Source organism: Streptomyces sp. NPDC014889 (assembly GCF_043081205.1).
In the GTDB taxonomy this organism is placed as follows: Bacteria; Actinomycetota; Actinomycetes; order Streptomycetales; family Streptomycetaceae; genus Streptomyces.
Genome location: NZ_JBIBWH010000004.1, coordinates 292,571 through 315,726 on the forward strand (window position 1 = coordinate 292,571; position 23,156 = coordinate 315,726).

Here is a 23,156-nt window from a genome sequence, read left to right on the forward strand (position 1 = left end):
CGGCGGAGCCAATCGGGAGAACCTGCCTTGAGTCGTGAAACTGACACTCCGTCGTCCGGGCCCAACGGGCGCGGCGGAGCCGCCTACCCCTCGGGAACCCCGCCGTACGGAATCCCGGCGGTCTCCGACGACCGAGCGGACGCGGGCCGTTCGGCCGCGCAGCCCGAGGAACGCAAGACCGAGACCACGCTGACGACACGGATCCGGATCAACATCCCCGGATCCAGGCCGATCCCGCCGGTCGTCGTGCGTACGCCCGTCTCCTCGGAAGGTTCCGAGAGCGACGCCGAGGACAACGGCGGCGAGGCCCCGCAGCAGGCCGCCCCGGCGCCCGAGGCCGCCGCGGAACCGCCCGCCGAGCCCGCCGTGCCGGCGGAGGAGAAGGTGACCAGCGACTGGTTCGCCCCCCGCAAGCCCCAGGCGAACAAAGGCGGTCAGGGCGGCGGATCCACCAACGGCGCGGGACTGCCGGGTGGTTCGGGCGGGCCCGCGGCGAACGGGTCCGGCCCCGGCGCTTCCGGTCCGGGTTCCTCCGTGCCCCGGCCCGTGGGCGCCGGCCCCTCCGGTCCGGGATCGTCCGGCGGGGGCCGCCCCAGCGGCGTGACAGGCGCCATGAGCGTGCCCGGCGCGGCCGGCGGCTCCCGGCCCGGCGCCCCCGGCTCCGGCCTGCCCGGGGTCACCGGCGGCCCCGTCGCGCCCGGCCACGGCGGCGGCACCGGATCCTTCGACGTCACCGAGGCGCTGGGCGCGGGCCCGCTCTCCGGCGGCGGCCCCCGCCTCGGCGACGAGCCGCGCCGTGAGGACCTGGCGTACTTCTCCGACGACGGCCCGGGCGTCCCCGGTGTGCCGGGCGGCCCGCAGGGCCCCAAGGGCCCGACGAGCGGTCCCGTCACCGGCGACGGACCCCTGCGGCCGCCCGCGGGCGGTGCGCCCGGCTCCCACGCGGGGCGCCCCGGCGGCGGTCTGAGCGACGACACCGCGGTGCTCACCCCGCAGCAGCAGGTTCCCGAGCCGGGCACCCCCGGTTACGGCGTCCGGCCGGACAACGTCTCCGGGAACACCGTCACCAGCGGCATGGCCGTCATACAGCCAGGTCCGGACTCGCCGTTCGGACCGGAGGCCGACTGGAGCGGGCCGCAGACGCACACGCCGCCGGGGCTGTCCCAGCCCGCCCCGCAGAGCGCTGCCGCGGCTGCCGCGCCCAAGGCCAGGAAGAAGGGCCGCAACAAGTTCGTCCTGCTCTGCGTCGCCGTGATCGGTGTCGCCGGTGTCGCCTACGGCGCCGGGCTGCTGATGAACCACTCCGACGTGCCCAAGGGCACCACCGTGCTCGGCGTCGACATCGGCGGCGGCACCCGCGACGACGCGGTCAAGAAGCTCGACGAGGCCTTCGGCAGCCAGGTGAACCAGCCGCTGAAGCTGTCGGTCGAGGGCAAGTCCGTGACCCTCAAGCCGGACCAGGCCGGGCTCCAGTTCGACACCCAGGCCACCGCGAGCGCGGCCGCGACGAGCGACTACAACCCCGTCTCGGTGATCGGCTCGCTGTTCGGCAACCACCGGGTGGTCCAGCCGCAGATGCCGGTCGACGAGGAGAAGCTCCAGGTCGCCCTGCAGAGCGTGTCGGGCGGCGCCGGATCGGTGACCGAGGGCGGCATCAAGTTCCAGTCGGGCAAGGCCGTTCCCGTGTACGGCAAGCCGGGCAAGGGCATCGACGTCGGCGGCTCGATCCAGCTGGTCCAGCAGGCCTACCGCGCCCAGGTGGAGACGGGCACGTCCACGCCGGTCCAGCTGCCCACCGTCACCAAGCAGCCGACGGTCTCCAACGCCGAGGTCGACCGGATGATGAAGGAGTTCGCGCAGCCGGCGATGTCGGGCATTGTCACTGTTCAGACCGACCCGGCGCACAAGATCCCGTTCGGTCCCGTGTCCCTGCCGAAGATCCTCGGTGTCAAGGCCATCGACGGCAAGCTCTCGGAGACGTACGACCTCGAGGCGCTCAAGAAGGCGTACGGCGGCACCTTCGACGGTGTGCTGATCACCCGGGCCACCGGGCAGAAGACGGCCGTCACTCCCCAGGACGTCGCCTCCGCGCTGCGCAAGGCCTTGCGCGGCAAGACGACGGCGGAGCGGGTCGGAGTCATCGACACCAACCCAAGCTAGTCCCGCGACAGGCAGCGGCAGAGGGCACCCGGTCCGGCACGGACCCCGGGTGCCCTCCGCTCTTCGTGGCGCGACCCTCCGGTGCGGTCACCTCGCGCACATGACATCTGTCATCCGGCAGTCAGGACCCGCGACACTGCCCGGCGCCCGCGCCCGTCGGTCAGCATGTCGGACATGACGACAACAGCGGAGCGAGCCGGCACCACCACGGTGGTGGGGTTCGACCAGGTGACCAAGACCTACGGGAACGTACGGGCCGTCGACGGGCTGACCCTCGCCCTGCATCCGGGCGAGACCGTCGCCCTGCTCGGCCCGAACGGCGCCGGCAAGTCGACCGCCCTCGACCTGCTGCTCGGCCTCCGGCAGGCCGACAGCGGCACCGTCAGCGTCTTCGGCACCACTCCGCGCGAGGCGATCGTCGCCGGGCGCGTGGGCGCCATGCTGCAGAGCGGCGGGCTGATGGAGGACGTCACCGTCGCCGAGCTGGTGCGGCTCGCCTGCGACCTGCACCCCAAGCGGTACCGGACCGCCGACGTGCTCGCCCGGGCCGGTATCTCCCAGATCGCCGACCGCAAGGTGAACAAGCTCTCCGGCGGGCAGGCCCAGCGCGTCCGCTTCGCCCTGGCCACCGCCGGCGACAGCGACCTGATCGTCCTGGACGAGCCGACCACCGGCATGGACGTCACCGCCCGCCAGGCCTTCTGGGCCACGATGCGCGAACAGGCCGACCACGGCCGTACGGTCCTGTTCGCCACGCACTACCTGGAGGAGGCCGACGCCATCGCCGACCGGGTGCTGGTCCTGCACCGGGGACGGCTGCTGGCCGACGGCACCGCCGCCGAGATCAAGGCGAAGGCGGGGGCCCGACGGGTCGCCTTCGACCTGGAGGGCGCCATCGACGAGGCCGCCCTGCGCGGTCTGCCCTTCCTGACCTCGTTGACCGTGAGCGGCCAGACCGTCCGCATCCAGTCCTCCGACGCCGACGCGACCGTGCACGCCCTGTACGGGCTCGGCGTCTACCCCCACAACCTCGAAGTCGCCGGGCTCGGGCTCGAGCAGGCCTTCGTCGCCATCACCGAGGCCGAGGAGGCCAAGCAGTCGTGAACAGTCTGATCAGGCTGGAACTCACCCGCGCCGTGCGCAACCGCAAGTTCCTGTTCTTCTCGGTGCTCTACCCCTCGATCCTCTTCCTGATCATCGCGGGCAAGTCGGACGGCGTCACCAAGGTCGACGGCACCGGCCTGACCGTCCCGACGTACATGATGGTCTCCATGGCGTCCTTCGGCGCCCTCACCGCCGTCCTCATGGGCAACAGCGAGCGCATCGCCAAGGAGCGCGAGAGCGGCTGGGTGCGGCAGCTCCGGCTGACCTCCCTGCCCGGGCGCGGCTACGTCCTCGCGAAGACCGCCGGCGCCGCCGTGGTCAGCCTGCCGTCGATCGTCGTCGTCTTCGTGGTCGCCGCCGTCGTCAAGCAGGTCCGTCTTGAGGCCTGGCAGTGGCTCGCCCTCACCGGCGCGATCTGGGCCGGCAGCCTGGTCTTCGCCGCGCTCGGCGTCGCCATCGGCTACCTCGCCAGCGGGGACGCGGTCCGCCCGATCACGATGATCATCTACTTCGGCCTGTCCATGCTCGGCGGGCTGTGGATGCCCTCGACCACCTTCCCGCAGTGGCTGCAGAACATCGCCGAGTGGCTTCCCACGCACGCGTACGCTGCACTGGGGCGGGCCATCGAGGAGAGCCAGGCCCCGCACGCGAAGGACCTCGCCATCCTCGTCGTCTTCTTCGCCCTGTTCGCGGGCGGCGCGGCCTGGCTGTACCGGAAGGACACGCTGAAGGCGTGAGCGTCACGACGGAAGACCCGCGGCCCGGCGAAGCACGGGCGGACCGGCTGATGCGCATGGGCGAGCCGCCGCGGAACAGGGGCGAGGCGCTGCGCAAACTGGTGTGGATCCTGCCCTGGCTGATCTTCCTCAGCTCGCCGGTGCAGGACCTCGTCTCCGGCGCCCACACGATGGCGGCCACCGCGGCCGGCTGGGCGGGCCTCGCCGCCTTCACCGGGACCTATCTGGCGCTGGTCTACCGGAACATGGGGCGGCCGTTCTCCGGGCGCGTCGTCGGCTGGCTCGTCTCCGCGCTCGGCGTCCTCGCCGTCGTGCTGTGCCTGACCCTCGGCGCACAGTGGATCGGCCTGTTCGTGTACGTCTCCGTGGCCTGCGGCGCGACGAACCCGCTGCGGATCGCCTACTGGACGATCCCGCTGACCACGGCCGTGATGCTGCTCGTCGCCCAGCACACCGGCGCACAGGGCGAGTGGACCCTGTTCCTGCTGGTGACGCTCGTCGGCTTCGCGATGACCGGTGTACGGCAACTGGTGCGCACCACGGTCGACCTGCGCAAGGCCCGCGCCACCGTGGCCCAGCTCGCCGCCAACGAGGAACGGCTGCGGCTCGCCCGCGACCTGCACGACCTGCTCGGCCACTCGCTCTCGCTGATCACGCTGAAGAGCGAGCTGGCCGGACGGATGCTGCCCGGCCGGCCCGACGAGGCGGCCCAGCAGGTCGCCGACATCGAGCAGGTCAGCCGCCAGGCCCTGGTCGACGTCCGCGAGGCCGTCACCGGCTACCGGCGCCCCCGCCTGCACGCCGAACTGGCGGGCGCCCACGTGGCGCTGACGGCCGCCGACGTCATCGCCGACGTGCCCGCCGAGCCCGACCTGCACGGCGTCCCGGAGGAGAGCGAGTCCGCGCTCGCCTGGGCGCTGCGCGAGGCGATCACCAACGTCGTACGGCACAGCGGGGCGACCCGGTGCGCCGTCGGCCTGGTGCGCCGCCAGACCCTGGACGGGCCGTTCCTCGAACTGTGCGTCGAGGACAACGGCTCGGGTGGCACCGCCGGGGTGGCCAAGGGCCCGGGCAACGGTCTGACGGGCCTGGCCGAGCGCCTGGAGAAGGTGGGCGGGCAACTGGAGGCGGGGCGCGTCAGGCGCGGCTTCCGGCTCGTCGCCCGGGCGCCTCTCGCCTCCCGCGCGGACGTAGGATCCCCGGCATGAGCCGAACGATCAAGGTCCTCCTGGCCGAGGACCAGTCGATGGTGCGCGAGGCACTGGCCGCGCTGCTCGGCCTCGAGGAGGACATCGAGGTCGTCTCCCAGGTGTCACGCGGGGACGAGGTCGTGGCGGCGGCGCAAGCCCACGGCGTCGACGTGGCCCTGCTCGACATCGAGATGCCCGGCTGCACCGGCATCGAGGCCGCCGCCCGGCTCCACAAGGAGCTGCCCGCGGTGAAACTGGTCGTGCTCACCACCTTCGGCCGCCCCGGCTATCTGCGCAGCGCCATGGAGGCGGGCGCGGACGCCTTCCTGGTCAAGGACGCCCCGGCCGCGCAGCTCGCCGCGGCGATACGCAAGGTGCTCGCGGGCGAGCGGGTCATCGACCCCACGCTGGCCGCTGCGGCGCTGGCCGGGGGCGCCAACCCGCTGACCGACCGGGAGCGCGAGGTCCTGCGCGCCGCGGCCGACGGCTCCACCAACGCCGAGCTGGCGGCGATCCTCCACCTGTCCCAGGGCACGGTCCGCAACTACCTGTCGACCGCGATCCAGAAGCTGGCGGTGCGCAACAGGACGGAGGCGGTGCGCATAGCGCGGGAGAAGGGCTGGCTCTAGGGCCTGTTGCGAAAGTCCCGCCTGCCTCGCGACGCCATGCACGCCCTCTCGCCGCACCGGGCCCTGACCCAAGTACATCCAGTACGAGGGCCAGGGCCCGGCACGGCGAGAGCACGCACCTGACGCCGCGAGGCCCGCCCTCCGGGCGGACGACGGGACTTTCGCAACAGGCCCTAGGACGGCCGCGCGGGGCGTTCCCGGCGGGTTCAGTTCAACAGGGCCCGCGCGGCCCGTGCCTGCCCCCGCACCTGCTCGGCCGCGGGCTCGTCCGCCGCGCCCAGCACGTCGGCGTACTCCTCCAGCTCCCTGGCCCCTCCCACGAAGTCGCCCCGCTGCACCAGCAACTGCGCCCGCTCGTACCGCAGCCGCGCCGGATGCGACGGCAGCAGCAGCGACAGCTCCACCGCCCACAGCGCCACGTCCGACCGTTCGGGCCGCACGGCCGCCCAGGCCCGGACGTTGTTCAGGATCCGGGACACGACCTCCAGGGGCGCCGCGGGCACCAGCATCGACGGGTCCAGGGGCGCTCCCGTCGCCCCGGCCACCAGCAGGTCGGCGTCCGCGCCGGTGAGTACCCGGCCGCCGTCGAACGGGTCCGCGAGCACCTGTTCCCCCGCCGCTCCGAACCCCACGACGAAGTGGCCGGGCAGCGCGACCCCGTAGACCGGCGCCCCGGCCCGCCGCGCGACCTCCATCCACACCACCGACAGCAGGATGGGCAGTCCGCGCCGCCGCACCAGCACCTCGTGCAGCAGGGAGGACTCCAGCCGCTGGTAGTCCGACGCCGAGCCGTGGAAGCCGTACCGCTCGCCGAGCAGTCCGCACAGGGCCCGCGCCCAGTCCCGCGGACCGCCCGGCCGGTAGGGCAGCTCACCGGCGAGCCGGTCCAGCTCCAGTTGCGCCGCGTCCATGCCGGCCTCGTCCAGCGCCCCGTCGGCCGCCGCGCCCACCAGCAGGCACAGCGCCGCGAGGTCCGGCCGTTCGGACCGTGCCTCCTCGGCGAACCACCGGCGGACCGCGGCGGCCCGTTCCGGAGACGGCGGATGCGGGGGACGCATAGCAGGCTCGTGCCCTTTCACGACGATCTCTACGACGGACGAGCGCCGGAGTCACGCGGGGACCGCGGCGCGGAGTCCGGGGCGCGGTAGTGGTGGTACGCGTGGTGCGCGCCGAAGCCCATCCCGGCGTACAGCGCTCGCGCGGCCTCATTCTCCGTCTCGACCTGGAGCCAGGCCGCCGAGGCGCCCTCGTCGAGGGCCCGGCCCGCGAGCGAGGCCAGCACGGTCGTGGCCAGGCCGCGTCGGCGCAGCGCCGGATCGACCTCGACGGCGGCGAAGGACGCCCAGCGGCCGTCGACGACACACCGTCCGATCGCCGCCGGAACACCGCCCTCGCCGGGAACCGTCGCGAACCACACCGACGGCCCGCTGCCGAGCACCTTCAGGGCCACCTCGTTCACCCCCTTGCGCTGATACCGCGCAAGCCACGCCTCGTCGGCCGTGCGGGACAGCACGACCCCGGAGCCCTCGGCCCGGTCGGCGACCGGCGCGAGCGCCCCGATCCACAGCTCGGCACTCACCTCGCGCACCCAGCCCCGCCGCTCCAGCTCCGCGCACAGCAGTTCCTGCGTGCCCTCGGCGCCGGTGGCCGTCTGGAGGTACGCGGGCAGGCCGCGCTCGCCGTACCAGCGTCGTACGGCACCCAGGGCCGCGTCGAGCGGAAGCCCGGGATCGCCGAGCGGCAGCACCGAGTTGGCACGCCGGGTGAACCCCGCCGCCGCCCTGAGTTCCCACTCGCCCAGCCGCTCGCTCTCCACCGGCCGCCAGGCCCGCGCCGCCACCCGTGCGAGTTCGTCGTACGTGGCCGCCGGGCCCCGCCGTCTGGCCGGTGCGGCCGGTACCACCTTGCCCGCGACCAGGGAGGATTCGGCGATCCGTACGGTCTCGCCACTCTTCCGTGTGATCAGCAGCACACCGTGGTCCCATGATGTGAGAACTCCGACCGTGTCGGTGAACTTCTCACCCGGCGCGCCAGGTTCGCTCAAGCGCCGTATTGAGACCCGTTTGCCCACATCAGCAGCGGTGATACGGACCTCGAGGCGTCCTGTTGCCGATATTTCCACAGGTCTGTTCACCCCTCCTGTTCGGATCATGCCCCGGAACGGAGATACTAGGGGCGGGCATCGACGACGCCGCGCTCCCGCGCGCCAGGCGGCGGAGCCTGTGGAGGCCCGCCAGCGCCCTATCGAGGAGGAACGACAGCGTGACCTACGTCATCGCGCAGCCTTGTGTCGACGTCAAGGACAAGGCGTGCATCGAGGAGTGCCCGGTCGACTGCATCTACGAGGGCCAGCGGTCCTTGTACATCCACCCGGACGAATGCGTCGACTGCGGAGCCTGCGAACCGGTCTGCCCGGTCGAGGCGATCTTCTACGAGGACGACACTCCCGAGGAGTGGAAGGACTACTACAAGGCCAACGTCGAGTTCTTCGACGAGCTCGGCTCTCCCGGTGGCGCCAGCAAGCTGGGGCTGATCGAGCGCGACCACCCCATCATCGCCGCGCTGCCGCCGCAGAACCAGTAAGAGCGGCCCGCCTTCGCGCCGCCCCGGTCCCGTACGGCCTGATCGCGCTCCAGCGCTCCGCCCGCCGCACGGGACCGAGGCGTTTTCCGGACCAGAAAGTGAGCCTGATCCCCGTGTCCGCACTCTCCGACCGGCTCCCCGCCTTTCCCTGGGACAAGCTGGAGCCGTACAAGAAGACGGCCGCAGCCCATCCGGACGGCATCGTCGACCTGTCGGTCGGCACGCCGGTGGACCCGGTCCCCGACCTGATCCAGAAGGCGCTGGTCGCGGCCGCGGACTCCCCGGGCTATCCGACCGTGTGGGGCACGCCCGAACTGCGTGACGCGCTGACGGGCTGGGTCGAGCGCCGCCTCGGCGCACGCGGTGTCACCCACCGGCACGTCCTGCCGATCGTCGGCTCCAAGGAACTGGTCGCCTGGCTCCCCACCCAGCTCGGCCTCGGCCCCGGCGACAAGGTCGCGTACCCGCGCCTGGCCTACCCGACCTACGAGGTCGGCGCCCGCCTGGCCGGCGCGGACCACCTCGTCTACTCGACGACACCGGGCGCCGGCGTGCCGGGCCCCACGGAGCTGGACCCGGCCGGCCTGAAGCTGCTGTGGCTGAACTCGCCCTCCAACCCCACGGGCCAGGTGCTGCCCAAGGAGGAGCTGCGCCGGATCGTCGCCTGGGCCCGCGAGCACGGTGTGCTGGTCTTCTCCGACGAGTGCTACCTGGAGCTTGGCTGGGAGGCCGACCCGGTCTCCGTCCTGCACCCGGACGTGAACGGCGGCTCGTACGAGGGCATCGTCGCGGTCCACTCGCTGTCCAAGCGCTCGAACCTGGCCGGCTACCGCGCCGCCTTCCTGGCCGGCGACCCGGCCGTCCTCGGCCCGCTGCTGGAGATCCGCAAGCACGGCGGCATGATGACCTCGGCGCCGACCCAGGCGGCGGTCGTGGCCGCCCTCGGCGACGACACCCACGTCCGCGAGCAGCGCGAACGCTACGCCGCCCGCCGCGAGGCCCTGCGCGGGGCCCTGCTCTCCCACGGCTTCCGCGTCGAGCACAGCGAGGCGAGCCTCTACCTGTGGGCCACCCGCGACGAGTCCTGCTGGACCACGGTCGCCCACCTCGCCGAACGCGGCATCCTCGTCGCCCCGGGCGACTTCTACGGCCCGGCGGGCGCGGACTTCGTACGCGTCGCGCTGACGGCGACGGACGAGCGGGTCCGCGCGGCGGTGGAGCGCCTGTCCGGACGGCCGGCGACGGCTCGTCCGCACTGACAGGACGACGGGGTCCTCACGACACGACGACGGGGTCCGGGAGTGAACCCCGGACCCCATCGGGTCGTTCGCGTGGTGCTCAGCCGAGCGGCAGGCCGGAGACCGGCAGGGACGGCGTCGGCAGCCCGCCCTTGGCCGCCGTCCGCGCTGCGCCGCCGAGGAGCCCGCCCGCGGACCCCGCCGCCTTCTGCGCCGTCGGCGCCGCCTGCTTCACGACCTTGCCGCCGGAGTCGCCCGCGACCCCGGCGACGTGCTGCGCGGCACCGTCCACGGTGTTGCCGACGCTCGCCCCGTCCAGGGCGGTCAGCCCGCCGAGGTTCGGGGCGGCGGGCAGCGCGGGGGCTGCGCCGGCGGTACCGGCCGCACCGACCCCGGCGGCCGCACCCGCAGCGACGAGCAGCGCGGCACGGGCGATCCGGCGGGTCAGGGGGAGGGACATGTTGCTCCTTCGACGGAGGGAACGGACGCTCTGACTACCGCTCGAAGTCCGCGAAGGTTGCGGCGGGCCAACGTAAAGAGTTGGCAATGCGTCGCATTATCGGGTACGCGGAAAAGCTCCCTCGCGCCGGGTGACCCTTCAGGGTGACGTGCCGTACTAACGCCCGGTGGTGGTGATGCGGACCGAGCCCGCCGCGCGTTCCGCTCCCGCGGCGCCCCGCGTCTGCGACGCCCGCCACCGGCTGTCGGTCATCCCGGCCGTCCACTGCCAGCCGCCGTAGGAGACCTGCTCGATGTGGAGCGCGGAGGCGTTGGCCACCGCCCAGTGCGCGAGCTGCCAGCCCCGCTGCCGCGCGCTGCGCCCGGCCGCGGCCGTGTCGTCGGGCACGGGCACCGTCACGGTCCGTCCGTCCCCGCCCGCTACCGGGGTCGCCGTGGGGGCTGGCGTCGGCGTCGGCGAAGGAGTGCCGCCGACCTCCGCGCCCGCCTCCTGCACCACGTCCCGGCCGAAGTCCCGGACGAGCGCGGCACGCACCGCGTCGGACCCGCTGGACCGGGTCGGACCGGGTCGGCCCTGGCAGGCCAGCGTGGCCCCGGAGCGCCCGGTGAGCGCGGCGGCGAGCAGCGTCGCGTCCGGCTCGTGCTTGGCGTACGCCTGCGGGAAGCCGCTGCGCTGCACGCGCTGCGCCGCCACGGTCAGCGGCAGCCGCGTGTAGCCGGGCACCTTGTTCAGATGGTCGTAGAAGATCCCCGCCGAGTAGGCCGGGTCCATGATCTCCTCCGGCGTGCCCCAGCCCTGCGAGGGCCGCTGCTGGAACAGGCCGAGGGAGTCCCGGTCGCCGAAGTCGATGTTGCGCAGCGCGGACTCCTGGAGCGCGGTGGCCAGCGCGATGGTCACCGCCCGCTCGGGCATGCCGCGCCCGGTGCCGACGGCCGCGATCGTCGCCGCGTTCACCGCCTGCTCCGGCGTGAACCGGTACGAGGCTCCGTCGCCCTTGCCGGAGACGACCTCGCAGCCCGGGCCCGAGGTGCCTCCGGTGAAGTACTGCACCGAGAGGTAGCCGGCGAGCCCGAGCAGGACCACGAAGGCCGCCCCGAACCGGAGGAGGCGGCCACGACGCTTGGAAGAGGGGGGAGGGTGCGGCACGCCTACAAGGTACTGGAGGCCGGCGGGACTGGTGAGGCAGGTGTGAACAACGCGCTGCGACAGCGGGTCGGTTCGCCGGGTTAGGGTCGACCGCATGGCCGACAACCCGCTTGACCTCACGCTGGACGCCGCGCGCCTGACCGCGCAACTCGTCGACTTCCCCTCGGAGAGCGGCACCGAGAAGCCGCTCGCCGACGCGATCGAGGCCGCGCTGCGCGCCCTGCCGCACCTGACGGTCGACCGTCTCGGCAACAACGTCGTCGCCCGCACGAACCTCGGGCGCGCGCAGCGGGTGATCCTGGCCGGCCACATCGACACGGTCCCGATCGCCCAGAACGTCCCCTCGCGGCTCGACGAGGACGGCGTCCTGTGGGGCTGCGGCACCTGCGACATGAAGTCCGGGGTGGCGGTCCAGCTGCGCATCGCGGCCACGGTCCCCGCCCCCAACCGCGACCTGACCTTCGTCTTCTACGACAACGAGGAGGTCGCCGCCGAGCTGAACGGACTGGGGCACGTCGCCGAGGCGCGCCCCGAGTGGCTGGCCGGCGACTTCGCCGTGCTGCTCGAACCCTCCGACGGCGAGGTCGAGGGCGGCTGCCAGGGCACGCTGCGGGTGCTGCTGAGGACCAAGGGGGAGCGGGCCCACTCGGCGCGCGGCTGGATGGGGTCCAACGCCATCCACGCCGCCGCGCCGATCCTGCGGCGGCTCGCCGAGTACCAGCCGCGTCATCCGGTCATCGACGGCCTGGAGTACCGCGAGGGCCTCAACGCGGTCGGCGTCTCGGGCGGGGTGGCGGGCAACGTCATCCCCGACGAGTGCGTGGTCACGGTCAACTTCCGCTACGCCCCCGACCGCACCGAGGAGGAGGCCGTCGCCCACGTCCGCGAGGTGTTCGCGGACTGCGGGGTGGAGGAGTTCGTGATCGACGACCACAGCGGCGGCGCCCTGCCGGGGCTGAACCACCCGGCCGCGGCGGCGTTCATCGAGGCGGTCGGCGGCACCGCGCGCCCGAAGTACGGCTGGACGGACGTCTCACGCTTCTCGGCGCTGGGCGTCCCCGCCGTCAACTACGGTCCCGGCAACCCCCACTTGGCGCACAAGCGCGACGAGCGGGTGGAAACGGCCAAGATCCTCGCGGGCGAGGAGCGTCTGCGGGCCTGGCTGACGGACTGACCGCCGTCGCGAGTCCCGACATACCGACGTCCCCCTCTCGTAACCCGCGCGGATCTACGCTGAGGTGGCAGGTCACACAAGCGGAGGGAGCGTACATGCCAACAGGCAACCCCGAGGGCAAGAAGCAGCCACCGGACGAGCAGCGCCTGGGGCCGGTCCTCCGGCGGCGCGGTCAGGTCCAGGCGAGCACCACGGACCAGCGGCTGCTGGACGAGCGCGCCCCCACGGACTGGGTCCACACGGACCCCTGGCGCGTGCTGCGCATCCAGTCGGAGTTCATCGAGGGCTTCGGCACGCTCGCCGAACTGCCACCCGCCATCAGCGTGTTCGGTTCCGCGCGGACGGCGGTGGACTCGCCGGAGTACGACGCGGGGGTGAAGCTCGGCCGCGGCCTGGTCGAGGCGGGCTTCGCGGTGATCACGGGCGGCGGCCCGGGCGCGATGGAGGCGGCGAACAAGGGCGCCCTGGAGGCCGGGGGCGTCTCGGTGGGCCTGGGCATCGAGCTGCCCTTCGAGCAGGGCCTGAACCCCTATGTCGACATCGGCCTCAACTTCCGGTACTTCTTCGTCCGCAAGATGATGTTCGTCAAGTACGCGGAGGGCTTCGTCGTCCTTCCCGGCGGTCTCGGCACCCTGGACGAACTCTTCGAGGCGCTGACCCTGGTGCAGACCCAGAAGGTCACCCGCTTCCCGATCGTCCTCTTCGGCAGCGCGTACTGGGGCGGCCTGGTCGACTGGCTGGAGAACACCCTGATCGCCGAGGGCAAGGCGGCCCAGGCGGACCTCACCCTCTTCCACGTCACGGACGACGTGGCGGAGGCGGTGGCCCTGATGTCCAAGGAGGCGGGCCGCTGACACCCGCACGGCGGGGCAGTGTCGTCGGCACGACGGGACCCGGACGCCGGTACGGCGTGGCTCTGGCGTCTGTGCGGCCCGTGCGACGGGGCGTTTGTGCCCGTGCGGCGGTGAAACGGGACTCGGCGCCCGCGTGGCGCGGCGCTGGCGTCTGCGCAGCGCAGCACTGGCGTCCGCGCGGCGTGGCGCTGACGCCCGTAGGACCGGGGCTCTGTCGTCGGCACGGCGAGGCCGGAGGCCGGTACGGCGTATGGACGGCGCAGCACTGGCGTCTGTGCGCGGGTGCTGGTGCAGGCACGGCGGGGCCCGGGGGCCGGTACGGCGTGGCTCTGGCGTCTGTGCGGCCCGTGCGACGGGGCGTTTGTGCCCGTGCGGCGGGTGCCGGGACGCCGAGGCCACCGGCGTCCGCACGGCGCGGCGCTGATGCCTGCCCGTGCGGCGGTACTGACGCTCGTGAGACCGGCGCGCTGCCGCCGGTACGACGGGGCGCGCGCGTCGGTACGACGGGGCCGGGGCGTCCGTGCGGCCCGTACGGCCGGGGTGCCCGCGCTGCGGGCGGCTGGTGCTGGGACGGCGAGGCCACCGGCGCCTGCACGGCGCGGCGCTGAGGCCCGCCCGCGCGGCGCGCTACCGACGCCCGTGAGACCGGCGCGCTGCCGCCGGTACGACGGGCTCTGGCGTCTGTGCGCCCCGTACGACGGGCATTGGCGTCCGTGTGTCGGGCGGGCTGGTGGCGGTAAGACGGGGCTCTGATGCCTGCGGGGCGCTGCGCTGGCGGCTGTACGGCGCGGCACTGGTGCCTGCCGTGCGGCGTGGCGCTGATGTCGGCGCGGCGGGACCTGGCGCCCGTACGGCGCGGCGGCGGTGGTGTTGGCACCGCCGAGCTCTGGTGCTCGCGCGGGCGCTGGGGCGTCGGGGTTACGCCAGCCCCCGTCGGGCCACCGCCGGTGGGCGGTGGCCCGCGATGGACGAGACCATGTCCAGCACCTGCCGGGTCTCGGCCACCTCGTGCACCCGGTACACCTGGGCGCCCAGCCATGCCGAGACGGCCGTCGTCGCCAGCGTTCCCACCAGCCGCTCCTTCACCGGCTTGTCCAGCGTCTCGCCCACGAAGTCCTTGTTGGACAGGGACACCAGCACCGGCCACCCGGTCGCGACCATCTCGCCCAGTCGCCGCGTCGCCTCCAGGCTGTGCCGGGTGTTCTTGCCGAAGTCGTGCCCGGGGTCGATCATCACCGACTCCCGGGGCACGCCGAGCGCCACCGCCCGCTCGGCCAGCCCCACGGTCACCCGGAGGATGTCGGCCATGACGTCGTCGTACGTCACCCGGTGCGGCCGGGTCCGGGGCTCCGCACCGCCGGCGTGCGTGCACACCAGGCCGGTCCCGTAGCGCGCCGCGACCTCGGCGAGCCGCGGGTCCACCCCGCCCCACGCGTCGTTCAGCAGGTCGGCGCCCGCCTCGCACACGGCCTCGCCGACGTCGGCCCGCCAGGTGTCGACGCTGATGACCACGTCCGGGAACCGCCGCCGCACCTCGGCCACGAAGCCGACCGTCCGCCGGGCCTCCTCCTCGGCGCTCACCTCGTCACCGGGCCCGGCCTTCACCCCGCCGATGTCGATGATCGCCGCCCCCTCGGCGACCGCCTGCTCCACGCGCGCGAGGGCCGGCTCGTCGCGGAACGTCGACCCCTGGTCGTAGAAGGAGTCCGGGGTCCGGTTGACGATCGCCATGATCACCGGCTCGTGCGCGTCGAACTCGCGCCTGCCCAGCCTGAGCATCCCCTGTGACCTCTTCTCTTCTTCGCGGTCTCTCCCGGTCCCGCCCGGTCTTTGACGGCCTTCGGCCGTCTGCGACCCTAACTGTCAGCGTCGCATGGCACGATCGGACCCTGACAGATACGACAGACTCCGTGGGGACCGAGCGATGGTTATGTTCTTCTTCCTGGTCGTCGCGCTCGCCGTCGTGGTCGCCGCGGTGACCCTTGCGGTGGTGGGCGGCGGCGAGGGAACCGGACCGCTGCCCGAGGCGGCGCCCGAGCGGCTCCTGGACCCGCTGCCGCCGGACCGCCCGGTGGACCGCGAGGACGTGGAGAGCCTCCGCTTCCCGATGACCGTCCGCGGCTACCGCATGGCCGACGTCGACGACGCCCTCAGCAGGCTCGGCGCCGAACTCGCGGAGCGCGACGCACGGATCGCCGACCTGGAGTCCGCGCTGGCCGGTGCCCGGGCCGCCGCCCACGTCGACCTGACCAAGCCCGAGCAGGAGGACCAGCGGTGACGGACGACACCCTGACGCCGGGCGCCGCGATCGCCGGCCCGGACGGCGCCCCGCGCTGCCCGTGGGCCCTGTCCGCGGCGGAGTACGTGGCCTACCACGACGAGGAGTGGGGCCGCCCGGTCCACGGCGACGACGCGCTCTACGAACGCCTCTCCCTGGAGGCGTTCCAGTCCGGCCTGTCCTGGATCACCATCCTGCGCCGCCGCACCGGCTTCCGCGCCGCCTTCGCCGACTTCAAGATCGCGGCGGTGGCGGACTTCACGGACGACGACCGAGAGCGGCTGCTCGCCGACCCGGGCATCATCCGCAACCGCGCCAAGATCGACGCGACGATCGCCAACGCGCGCGTCCTCACCGGCTGGGCCCCGGGCGAGCTGGACGCCTTCATCTGGTCCCACGCCCCCGACCCCGCGACCCGCCCGGCGCCCAGGACCCTTTCCGACGTCCCGGCCGTCACCCCCGAGTCCACGGCCCTGTCGAAGGCCCTGAAGAAGCGCGGCCTGCGCTTCGTCGGCCCGACGACGGCGTACGCCCTGATGCAGGCGTGCGGCCTGGTCGACGACCACCTCGAGGACTGCGTGGCGCGCCGCCCCTGACCCCGCCGGACAGGGACGGCACCGGCCCGCACCGCGGTCAGCGGCCCAGATACACCGGCTTCTCCTTGTTCACGAACGCCTGCACCGCGATCGCGTGGTCCTCGGACTGCCCCGCCCTGGTCTGGAGCTCCTCCTCCTTGAGGAGGGTCTCCTCCAGGGAGTGCGTCAGCCCGTGGGCCACCGCCTCCTTCAGCGCCGCGTACGCCACCGTCGGCCCCTCGGCCAGCGCCCGCGCAGTCCTCTCGGCCTCGGCCCGCAGCTCGGCGGCCGGCACGACCCGGTTGGCGATGCCCAGGTCGTGGGCCTCCTGGGCGGTGATACGGCGCGGGAAGAGCAGCAGGTCGGTGGCGCGGGACGGTCCCACCACCCGCGGCAGCGTCCACGAGATCCCCGAGTCCCCGGTGAGCGCGACGCCCGCGAACGAGGTGTTGAAGGACGCCGTGTCCGCCACGATCCGGTAGTCGGCGGCGAGCGCGAAGCCGAAGCCCGCCCCGGCGGCGACCCCGTTCACCGCGGCGACCACCGGCTTCCGCGCCCCCGCGAGCGCCCGCACGATCGGGCTGTAGTGCTCCCGCACGGTGCTCATGACCTGCCCGGACCCGGTCTCCCGGTCGGCGGCCAGCAGCCCGATGTGCTCCTTGAGGTCCTGGCCCACGCAGAACGCCCGGTCCCCGGCGGCGGTCAGCAGCACCGCCCGCACGGCGCCGTCGTCCGCCGCCTCCCGGGCCGCGTCCCGGAGGGCGACCTTGGCGTCGACGTTCAGCGCGTTCATCGCCTCGGGGCGGTTCAGCGTGATCGTCGCGAGTCCGTCGCTCACCTCGTAGAGCACGGTGTCGGCCATGGGGCATCCCCTCCGTTGTCGCCTCGTTGACGTGCCGCTCGGTCCGTCGTGGTCCGCGCGGTCCGCCGTGGTCCGAGGACAGCATGACGGAGATCACCGGGTGGGGCGCGGACCCGGCATGTGACCTGCGTCAAAGAATTCCGGCGCGTCCGCGGCCGGCGTGCGGACGCGTGGGGGCGCAGTATCGCAGCCACATCGCCGAATTGAGTGGTTTTGCTCGCGCGCGTTGCCCAAGCGATGCCAACTGATGTTGGTCATCGGGTCCTGGGATGCGGGATAATGGCTTGGAAGCAATGTGTTCGATGCCGGTGTCGCGTGTCCTGTGCCGTTCTGGGCTGGGACCGTGCGCGTGCCCTCTCGGTGGGCCGTCGGCTTTGACGATGAGCTGGGTTTCAGGAAGGGGAACGAGCATGGCGGCCATGAAGCCGCGGACGGGTGATGGCCCGCTCGAGGTGACCAAGGAGGGGCGGGGCATCGTCATGCGCGTTCCGCTCGAAGGCGGCGGTCGGCTCGTCGTCGAGTTGACCCCTGACGAGGCCGACGCGCTCGGCGACGCCCTCAAGAAGGTCGTCGGCTGACGCGCAAGCGACCATACCCTTTCAGTTGCCCCGGCATCGTACGCGGTGTCGGGGTCGCTGTCTGTCCAGGTGTGTACGGCGCGCGGGTGACGTGGGCGCTCAACGCTTGACGGCGCACAGCAGCCCGTCGCCCACCGGCAGCAGCGACGGCGTCAGGTCGGGGCTCTCGCGCACCGTGCGCAGCAGTTCCCGCAGCCGCACGACCTCCGTCGGCTGCGGTCCCGAGTCCACCGTCCGCCCGTGCGCGAAGACGCCTTCGAAGGCGACGAGGCCTCCCGGTCTCAGCAGGCGCAACGATTCAGCGAGGTACTCGGGGAACTCCAGCCGGTCACCGTCGCAGAACACGAGGTCGTATCCGGCGTCCGCGAGCCGGGGCAGCACGTCCAGGGCGCGGCCGGGGATGAAGCGGGCGCGGTTGCCGGCGAAGCCCGCGGCGCGGAACGCCTGGCGGGCGAACTGCTGGTGCTCCGGCTCGGGGTCGACGGTGGTCAGCACCCCGTCGGGGCGCATGCCGTACAGCAGGTGGATCCCGGAGACCCCGGTGCCGGTGCCGATCTCCGCGACCGCCTTCGCGTCCACGGTGGCGGCCAGCAACCGCAGCGCGGCGCCCGCGCCGGGCGACACCGAGCGCAGCCCTGCCTCGCGGGCCCGCTCACGGGCCCAGCGCAGCGCTTCGTCCTCGGCGACATAGGCGTCGGCGAACGCCCAGCTCGTCTGCCGGTTGCCGGTAATGACCCTCTCCTGTCCCCATGGTTGCCTGGGCGTGACTGTATCCGCTGGGGCCGGGAACCCGCTGATGGGACCGGTCGTTTGATGGGGTGAGGAAGCGACACGGGACGCGACGGCGGGACGGACGGGGGGTATGGGATGGAACGGGACACCGAGCAAGTGCTGACGCAGTCGCACCAGCCGGACCAGCACGTGTCAAATTCTCGTAAAACTGCTTATCCGGAGCTAACGGGCGAGGTGGCTATGGTAGGGGCTCCACTGGACACCACCAGAGCCGACAGGGGAGGTGCGGCTGCGCCTGTGGATCGGGGAGGAGTGCTCCGGCGCTTTCTCGGATCGGCGGGCAGGCCGAAATCCGTGACCGACACCGCTGCCGACGTGGCTCATGCCGCCGAATCCACCCAGACCGCGACCTTCTCGACCGACGCGGACGGGCAGGCGTGGACTCCGCCCACCTGGGAGGAGATCGTCAGCACGCACAGCGGCCGTGTCTACCGCCTGGCCTACCGCCTCACCGGCAACCAGCACGACGCCGAGGACCTCACCCAGGAGGTCTTCGTCCGCGTCTTCCGCTCGCTGTCGACCTACACGCCGGGCACGTTCGAGGGCTGGCTGCACCGCATCACCACGAACCTCTTCCTGGACATGGTCCGCCGCAAGCAGCGCATCCGCTTCGACGCGCTGGGCGACGACGCGGCCGAGCGGCTGGCCAGCAAGGAGCCGACCCCGCAGCAGCTCTTCAACGACGCGCACTTCGACGCGGACGTCCAGCAGGCCCTGGACACCCTCGCGCCCGAGTTCCGCGCCGCGGTCGTCCTGTGCGACATCGAGGGACTGTCGTACGAGGAGATCGCCGCGACCCTGGGCGTCAAGCTCGGCACGGTGCGCTCCCGCATCCACCGCGGCCGCTCGCAGCTGCGCAAGGCCCTCGCGCACCGCTCGCCGCAGGCCCGGGCCGGACGCCGTGGCTTCGTGGCCCCCGTCCCCGCGCTGGGGGGAGGGGGCGCGCCCGCGTGAGTGGATCACGGCCGGACCCCGCGGGTCGCCTCGCGGAACAGCATCTGGGAGACCGGCTCGCCGCCCTGGTGGACGGCGAGCTCGGTCACGACATGCGCGAGCGTGTCCTGGCGCACGTGGCCACCTGCCCGAAGTGCAAGGCGGAGGTCGACGCGCAGCGCCGTCTGAAGAACGTCTTCGCGCAGACGGCCCCACCGCCTCCCTCCGAGAGCTTCCTGGCCCGCCTGCAGGGGCTCCCCGGGGGCAGTACCGGTGGCGGTTCACCGCTGGACGGGGGAGGACTGCCCGGCGGGTTGTCCTCCCGCTCCGGAGTGTTCGGGGTGAAGCGCGGCGAGCAGTTCGAGTTCGGTTATGTGCCGGCCGGGCCGCATCCAGCCGGCCCCGCGGAGGACCGAGGCTTCCGGATCCACCCCGTCGGCCGCGGCGACGCCGAGCGGTCCGCCTCGCGCGGGATGCGGTTCGCGTTCGTCGCCGCGGGGGCGGTGTCGCTGGCCGCCCTCGCCCTGGGCGGGATGACCGGCGGCTCGGCGGGTGACACCGCCGCGGACGCGCGCGGCGGGGCCGGGAACGGCAGCAACGTGACTCCGGCGCGCACGGCGGGTACGGGCGCGGCGTCGGGCTCCGACACCGCGCGGCGCCGCCAGTCGGCCGCGCCGCAGTCGGCGCAGGGGCAGCGGTCGTCGGGCTCGGCGCAGGCAGCCTCTACGCCGCTGGCCGCACCGCTGCTCCCGGGTGCCGTGCCTCCGGGCGGGCAGGCGCAGGACGTGATGCATCCGCTGACCACCCCGGTGGTCGCCGGAGCGGCCGTGATGTCCCCGCTGATACGTCCGCTCACGACGACTCCGCCGATCGCCCTGACCTCGTGGTCCGCCGATCCGGGGTTCACGGCCCCGGGCCTGCTCAGCGCGCCCTCTCCCTCCGCCACCTCCCGCACGACGCACTGACCGGACCCTGCGCCGCGGCCGGGGAACCTGGTTGAATCCACGGTGGTCGCGCCCATGACACCGGTCGGGGCGCGGAGTCGACGCCGTGCCGCGTCCCGCTGTGGGGAGAACATGAACGAGGGCAAGCCCACGAAGTCCGCCCGCCCGAGGTGGTGGAGCCGCTCAGTGCCTCCGGACGACCGGCCGGAGGGCACGTCGGCGTCGGCCCCGGCGGCCGAGGAGACTTCCGCCCAGGGCACGGCGAACGGTGGACCCGGGGCCGACGAGCCGCAGGCCCCGGCCCCCGTACGGGCCGCGGTGCCCCAACAGGCCGACGGGGACGGCGACTACGAGCTGGAACGCCCGCTCCCGGCCTCCGCCGACTTCGAACTCGCCCAGCCGCGCCCGGCGTCCGCCGGTGCGGAGGGCACCCCGTCCGGCCTTGCCGCCCGAACGGACCGGGCACCGGCCGCGCCGGTGGTGCCCGGCCGGCCTGCCGCACCCACCGCCCCGGCCGCTCCGGCCGGTCCCGGTGTCCCCGGCGCCTCCGCCGGGACGGCCGCCGACCGGCCCGTGGAGGGGTCGTCCGGGTCCGTCGACCCCGGTGAGCGTCCCAGGCCCCTGCACGACCCCGATCCCTACGGCACCCCTCCGTACGGCGAGCCCGGCCCCTGGGCGCCCGCCCCACCGGTTCAGCGTCCGGCGGTGACCCCCGCCCACGGCACGGTGACGCCCGGGCTCTCCTCCCGCACCCCGTCCGCCGCCACGGACGCCCAGACGTACGGTTCGGCGCCCCTGGCGACCCAGCCGGGCGCCCCGGCCGGCATGCCGCCCGCGCCTTCCGGCCCGCCCTCGGCGCCGCAGGTGCCGGCCGACACATCCGGGGTCGGTCCCGCACCGCAGGGGACGCCGCTCGGGAATGACCCGGCGCACGGCGTGGCCGCCCCTGGCGCCGCCGGGACCCATCCCGGTGCTGCCGGGGTGCACCCCGGTGCCGACGTCGCCCCCGCGGGCCCCTGGGGGCGTTACGACCCCTGGGGTGCCGTGCCGTTGCAGCAGACCGGGGGCGGTGCGCTCAGTGTCGAACAGCGCCACCGGCGGGTCACGCGGGCGCTGGTCGGCGGGGCCGTGGTGCTCGCGCTGGTGTCCGGCGCGCTCGGCGGGCTGGCCGGGGCGTACATCGAGCGCAACGGCGGTGTGGGCGCCGTGGAACTGCCGCAGGCCGGGAAGGAGCCCGCCGGGCGCGCCCCGGACAGCGTCGCCGGTATCGCCGCCCGCGCCCTGCCCAGCGTGGTGACGCTGCACGTCAGCGGCTCGGGCGAGCAGGGCACCGGCACCGGGTTCGTGCTCGACGGCCTCGGCCACGTCCTCACCAACAACCACGTGGTCGAGAATGCCGCCTCCGGCGGCGACATATCGGTGACCTTCAGCGGCGGCCAGACCGCCAAGGCCAGGATCATCGGCCGGGACGCCGGCTACGACCTCGCCGTCGTCCAGGTCCGCGGCGTGCGCGGCCTGACCCCCATCCCCCTCGGCAACTCCGACAACGTGCAGGTCGGCGACCCGGTCGTCGCCATCGGCGCGCCCTTCGACCTCGCCAACACCGTCACCTCCGGCATCATCAGCGCCAAGGAGCGCCCCATCACGGCAGGCGGCGAGAAGGGCGACGGCAGCGACGTGTCCTACGTCGACGCCCTCCAGACCGACGCCCCGATCAACCCCGGCAACTCCGGCGGCCCCCTCCTCGACGCCCGGGGCCGGGTCGTCGGCATCAACTCCGCGATCCGCTCCGCGGACACCGGCTCCGATCTGCAGGCCGGCCAGGCCGGATCCATCGGCCTGGGCTTCGCCATCCCCGTCAACCAGGCCAGGCGCGTCGCCGAGGAACTGATCAACCACGGCAGGGCCAGCCACCCGGTGATCGGGGTGACCCTGGACATGAACTACCCCGGCGACGGAGCCAGGGTCGGCGCCAAGGGCCGGGACGGCGGACCCCCGGTCACCCCAGGCGGTCCCGGCGACAAGGCCGGCATCAGGGCCGGAGACGTCATCACCGCGGTGGACGGCCGGCGCGTCCACTCGGGCGAGGAACTGATCGTCAAGACACGCGCCCACCGCCCCGGCGACCGCCTGGAACTGACCGTCCGACGCGACGGAAAGACACGCGAGGTCTCCCTGGTACTCGGGTCCTCGCACAGCAACTGACACAAAACGTGCGGAACAGGTCGGCAAACTCGTCGTGTACACGCAGTCCGACACCTCGGGGCGGTACCGGTCCGGCACGTGGGACGGGTACCGTGGATCCGGCCCGGACCACGGACAGCCCCACACAGACCGGACCACCCGAGGGCCGAGGACCGAGGACATCGCAAGGAGCTTCAGGTGTTCAATGACATAGGACCGCTCGAGCTGCTGACGATCATCATCGTGGCGGTGCTCGTGTTCGGTCCCGAAAAGCTCCCGAAGGTCATCCAGGACGTCACCCGCACGATCCGGAAGATCCGTGAGTTCTCGGAGAGCGCGAAGCAGGACATCCGCAGCGAACTCGGCCCGGAATTCAAGGACTTCGAGTTCGAGGACCTCAACCCCAAGACGTTCATCCGCAAGCAGCTGGACAACGACGACCTGGGGCTGAAGGAGATCCGTAACGGCTTCGACCTGAAGAAGGAGATGGCCGAGATCACGGACGCGGTCAACGGCAACGAGTACGACTCCGCCGCGTCCTCGACCTCCTCCTCGAGTTCTTCGGGTTCTTCGGGCTCCTCGGGTCCGGCGGACGGCCGGATCGACATGACGAAGAAGTCCGAGGGCACCGGCCAGGACGAGCGCCCGCCCTTCGACGCGGACGCCACCTGAGCCGCGTTCCGTGTGACGCGTTTCACTCCGCGTGCGGGCCCGTGCGCGGCGTGAAACGGCTGT

Annotated in this window: 23 protein-coding genes; 16 read left to right on the forward strand and 7 right to left on the reverse strand. The window is 73.3% G+C overall.

The window, feature by feature from the left end; translation table 11 throughout:
• The first annotated feature begins 27 nt into the window (after positions 1-27).
• The 5 genes from ACF09J_RS10150 to ACF09J_RS10170 all read left to right on the forward strand — a co-directional run bounded on the left by ACF09J_RS10150 (position 28) and on the right by ACF09J_RS10170 (position 5,820).
• The gene (locus ACF09J_RS10150) at positions 28-2,160 is read left to right on the forward strand and encodes a hypothetical protein (RefSeq protein WP_392304922.1); all 2,133 of its coding nucleotides are present in this window, start codon (positions 28-30) and stop codon (positions 2,158-2,160) included.
• Between the two features lie 174 nt (positions 2,161-2,334).
• Complete coding sequence (locus ACF09J_RS10155) at positions 2,335-3,264, forward strand: ABC transporter ATP-binding protein (protein ID WP_392304923.1); 930 nt, start codon at positions 2,335-2,337, stop codon at positions 3,262-3,264.
• Positions 3,261-4,001 (forward strand): ABC transporter permease, encoded by a 741-nt coding sequence (locus ACF09J_RS10160; protein WP_392304924.1) that lies wholly within the window; start codon positions 3,261-3,263, stop codon positions 3,999-4,001. Before ACF09J_RS10155 ends, ACF09J_RS10160 begins: the two co-directional genes overlap by 4 nt.
• Entirely contained in the window at positions 3,998-5,209 is a 1,212-nt protein-coding gene (locus tag ACF09J_RS10165) for a sensor histidine kinase (protein ID WP_392304925.1), read from the forward strand. Before ACF09J_RS10160 ends, ACF09J_RS10165 begins: the two co-directional genes overlap by 4 nt.
• Positions 5,206-5,820, forward strand: a complete 615-nt coding sequence (locus tag ACF09J_RS10170; RefSeq protein ID WP_392304926.1) for a DNA-binding response regulator — start codon at positions 5,206-5,208, stop codon at positions 5,818-5,820. The genes ACF09J_RS10165 and ACF09J_RS10170 overlap by 4 nt, the downstream gene beginning before the upstream one ends.
• A gap of 206 nt (positions 5,821-6,026) precedes the next feature.
• Here the strand turns inward: ACF09J_RS10170 and ACF09J_RS10175 are convergent, their stop codons facing one another.
• Together ACF09J_RS10175 and ACF09J_RS10180 are read right to left on the reverse strand one after the other, a co-directional pair.
• Positions 6,027-6,878, reverse strand: coding sequence for a tetratricopeptide repeat protein (locus tag ACF09J_RS10175; RefSeq protein WP_392304927.1), 852 nt, complete (start codon positions 6,876-6,878; stop codon positions 6,027-6,029).
• 29 nt (positions 6,879-6,907) lie between these two features.
• Positions 6,908-7,972: a GNAT family N-acetyltransferase gene (locus tag ACF09J_RS10180; protein ID WP_392304928.1), complete on the reverse strand. Its 1,065-nt coding sequence runs from the start codon at positions 7,970-7,972 to the stop codon at positions 6,908-6,910.
• Positions 7,973-8,082: 110 nt separating this feature from the next.
• Between ACF09J_RS10180 and fdxA the strand changes: the two genes are divergently transcribed.
• Both fdxA and ACF09J_RS10190 read left to right on the forward strand, forming a co-directional pair.
• Positions 8,083-8,403 carry a ferredoxin gene (gene fdxA, locus ACF09J_RS10185; protein WP_100568222.1) on the forward strand — a complete coding sequence of 107 codons (321 nt, stop codon included), beginning with the start codon at positions 8,083-8,085 and terminating at the stop codon, positions 8,401-8,403.
• A gap of 113 nt (positions 8,404-8,516) precedes the next feature.
• Complete coding sequence (locus ACF09J_RS10190; protein WP_392304929.1) at positions 8,517-9,662, forward strand: bifunctional succinyldiaminopimelate transaminase/glutamate-prephenate aminotransferase; 1,146 nt, start codon at positions 8,517-8,519, stop codon at positions 9,660-9,662.
• A gap of 79 nt (positions 9,663-9,741) precedes the next feature.
• Here the strand turns inward: ACF09J_RS10190 and ACF09J_RS10195 are convergent, their stop codons facing one another.
• A complete protein-coding gene (locus tag ACF09J_RS10195) occupies positions 9,742-10,101 on the reverse strand; it encodes an ATP-binding protein (RefSeq protein WP_392304930.1) in 360 nt (119 codons plus the stop codon).
• A gap of 156 nt (positions 10,102-10,257) precedes the next feature.
• Positions 10,258-11,247 carry a heavy metal transporter gene (locus ACF09J_RS10200; protein WP_392304931.1) on the reverse strand — a complete coding sequence of 330 codons (990 nt, stop codon included), beginning with the start codon at positions 11,245-11,247 and terminating at the stop codon, positions 10,258-10,260.
• 94 nt (positions 11,248-11,341) lie between these two features.
• Between ACF09J_RS10200 and dapE the strand changes: the two genes are divergently transcribed.
• Together dapE and ACF09J_RS10210 are read left to right on the forward strand one after the other, a co-directional pair.
• Positions 11,342-12,421, forward strand: coding sequence for a succinyl-diaminopimelate desuccinylase (dapE, locus tag ACF09J_RS10205; protein ID WP_392304932.1), 1,080 nt, complete (start codon positions 11,342-11,344; stop codon positions 12,419-12,421).
• Positions 12,422-12,516: 95 nt separating this feature from the next.
• A complete protein-coding gene (locus ACF09J_RS10210) occupies positions 12,517-13,275 on the forward strand; it encodes a TIGR00730 family Rossman fold protein (RefSeq protein ID WP_392304933.1) in 759 nt (252 codons plus the stop codon).
• A 918-nt stretch (positions 13,276-14,193) separates the two neighbouring features.
• On the opposite strand, the gene folP is transcribed toward ACF09J_RS10210, so the two are convergent.
• Complete coding sequence (gene folP, locus ACF09J_RS10215; RefSeq protein ID WP_392304934.1) at positions 14,194-15,054, reverse strand: dihydropteroate synthase; 861 nt, start codon at positions 15,052-15,054, stop codon at positions 14,194-14,196.
• 145 nt (positions 15,055-15,199) lie between these two features.
• Here folP and ACF09J_RS10220 point away from each other — a divergent pair, with 145 nt between their 5' ends.
• Positions 15,200-15,553, forward strand: a complete 354-nt coding sequence (locus ACF09J_RS10220; protein WP_392304935.1) for a DivIVA domain-containing protein — start codon at positions 15,200-15,202, stop codon at positions 15,551-15,553.
• A gap of 11 nt (positions 15,554-15,564) precedes the next feature.
• Positions 15,565-16,149, forward strand: a complete 585-nt coding sequence (locus tag ACF09J_RS10225; protein WP_392305114.1) for a DNA-3-methyladenine glycosylase I — start codon at positions 15,565-15,567, stop codon at positions 16,147-16,149.
• Positions 16,150-16,186: 37 nt separating this feature from the next.
• Here the strand turns inward: ACF09J_RS10225 and ACF09J_RS10230 are convergent, their stop codons facing one another.
• Positions 16,187-16,990: an enoyl-CoA hydratase/isomerase family protein gene (locus ACF09J_RS10230; protein WP_392304936.1), complete on the reverse strand. Its 804-nt coding sequence runs from the start codon at positions 16,988-16,990 to the stop codon at positions 16,187-16,189.
• A gap of 410 nt (positions 16,991-17,400) precedes the next feature.
• Between ACF09J_RS10230 and ACF09J_RS10235 the strand changes: the two genes are divergently transcribed.
• Positions 17,401-17,568, forward strand: coding sequence for a DUF3117 domain-containing protein (locus ACF09J_RS10235; protein WP_003966491.1), 168 nt, complete (start codon positions 17,401-17,403; stop codon positions 17,566-17,568).
• 99 nt (positions 17,569-17,667) lie between these two features.
• On the opposite strand, the gene ACF09J_RS10240 is transcribed toward ACF09J_RS10235, so the two are convergent.
• Positions 17,668-18,366, reverse strand: a complete 699-nt coding sequence (locus tag ACF09J_RS10240; protein ID WP_392305115.1) for an O-methyltransferase — start codon at positions 18,364-18,366, stop codon at positions 17,668-17,670.
• Positions 18,367-18,612: 246 nt separating this feature from the next.
• Between ACF09J_RS10240 and sigE the strand changes: the two genes are divergently transcribed.
• The 4 genes from sigE to ACF09J_RS10260 all read left to right on the forward strand — a co-directional run bounded on the left by sigE (position 18,613) and on the right by ACF09J_RS10260 (position 23,093).
• Positions 18,613-19,314, forward strand: coding sequence for an RNA polymerase sigma factor SigE (gene sigE, locus ACF09J_RS10245; RefSeq protein WP_392304937.1), 702 nt, complete (start codon positions 18,613-18,615; stop codon positions 19,312-19,314).
• Positions 19,311-20,258, forward strand: a complete 948-nt coding sequence (locus tag ACF09J_RS10250; RefSeq protein ID WP_392304938.1) for a zf-HC2 domain-containing protein — start codon at positions 19,311-19,313, stop codon at positions 20,256-20,258. The genes sigE and ACF09J_RS10250 overlap by 4 nt, the downstream gene beginning before the upstream one ends.
• A gap of 111 nt (positions 20,259-20,369) precedes the next feature.
• Positions 20,370-22,442 carry a trypsin-like peptidase domain-containing protein gene (locus tag ACF09J_RS10255; protein ID WP_392304939.1) on the forward strand — a complete coding sequence of 691 codons (2,073 nt, stop codon included), beginning with the start codon at positions 20,370-20,372 and terminating at the stop codon, positions 22,440-22,442.
• Between the two features lie 177 nt (positions 22,443-22,619).
• On the forward strand, positions 22,620-23,093 hold the full coding sequence (locus ACF09J_RS10260) for a sec-independent translocase (protein ID WP_392304940.1): 474 nt from the start codon (positions 22,620-22,622) through the stop codon (positions 23,091-23,093).
• The last annotated feature ends 63 nt before the right edge of the window (positions 23,094-23,156 follow it).

Coding starts and splice junctions, on each gene's coding strand:
- ACF09J_RS10155 (WP_392304923.1), top strand. CDS start 2,335: ATGACGACAACAGCGGAGCGAGCCGGCACCACCACGGTGGTGGGGTTC.
- ACF09J_RS10170 (WP_392304926.1), top strand. CDS start 5,206: ATGAGCCGAACGATCAAGGTCCTCCTGGCCGAGGACCAGTCGATGGTG.
- ACF09J_RS10175 (WP_392304927.1), bottom strand. CDS start 6,878: ATGCGTCCCCCGCATCCGCCGTCTCCGGAACGGGCCGCCGCGGTCCGC.
- ACF09J_RS10180 (WP_392304928.1), bottom strand. CDS start 7,972: ATGATCCGAACAGGAGGGGTGAACAGACCTGTGGAAATATCGGCAACA.
- ACF09J_RS10195 (WP_392304930.1), bottom strand. CDS start 10,101: ATGTCCCTCCCCCTGACCCGCCGGATCGCCCGTGCCGCGCTGCTCGTC.
- dapE (WP_392304932.1), top strand. CDS start 11,342: ATGGCCGACAACCCGCTTGACCTCACGCTGGACGCCGCGCGCCTGACC.
- ACF09J_RS10210 (WP_392304933.1), top strand. CDS start 12,517: ATGCCAACAGGCAACCCCGAGGGCAAGAAGCAGCCACCGGACGAGCAG.
- folP (WP_392304934.1), bottom strand. CDS start 15,054: ATGCTCAGGCTGGGCAGGCGCGAGTTCGACGCGCACGAGCCGGTGATC.
- ACF09J_RS10220 (WP_392304935.1), top strand. CDS start 15,200: ATGGTTATGTTCTTCTTCCTGGTCGTCGCGCTCGCCGTCGTGGTCGCC.
- ACF09J_RS10230 (WP_392304936.1), bottom strand. CDS start 16,990: ATGGCCGACACCGTGCTCTACGAGGTGAGCGACGGACTCGCGACGATC.
- ACF09J_RS10235 (WP_003966491.1), top strand. CDS start 17,401: ATGGCGGCCATGAAGCCGCGGACGGGTGATGGCCCGCTCGAGGTGACC.
- ACF09J_RS10255 (WP_392304939.1), top strand. CDS start 20,370: ATGAACGAGGGCAAGCCCACGAAGTCCGCCCGCCCGAGGTGGTGGAGC.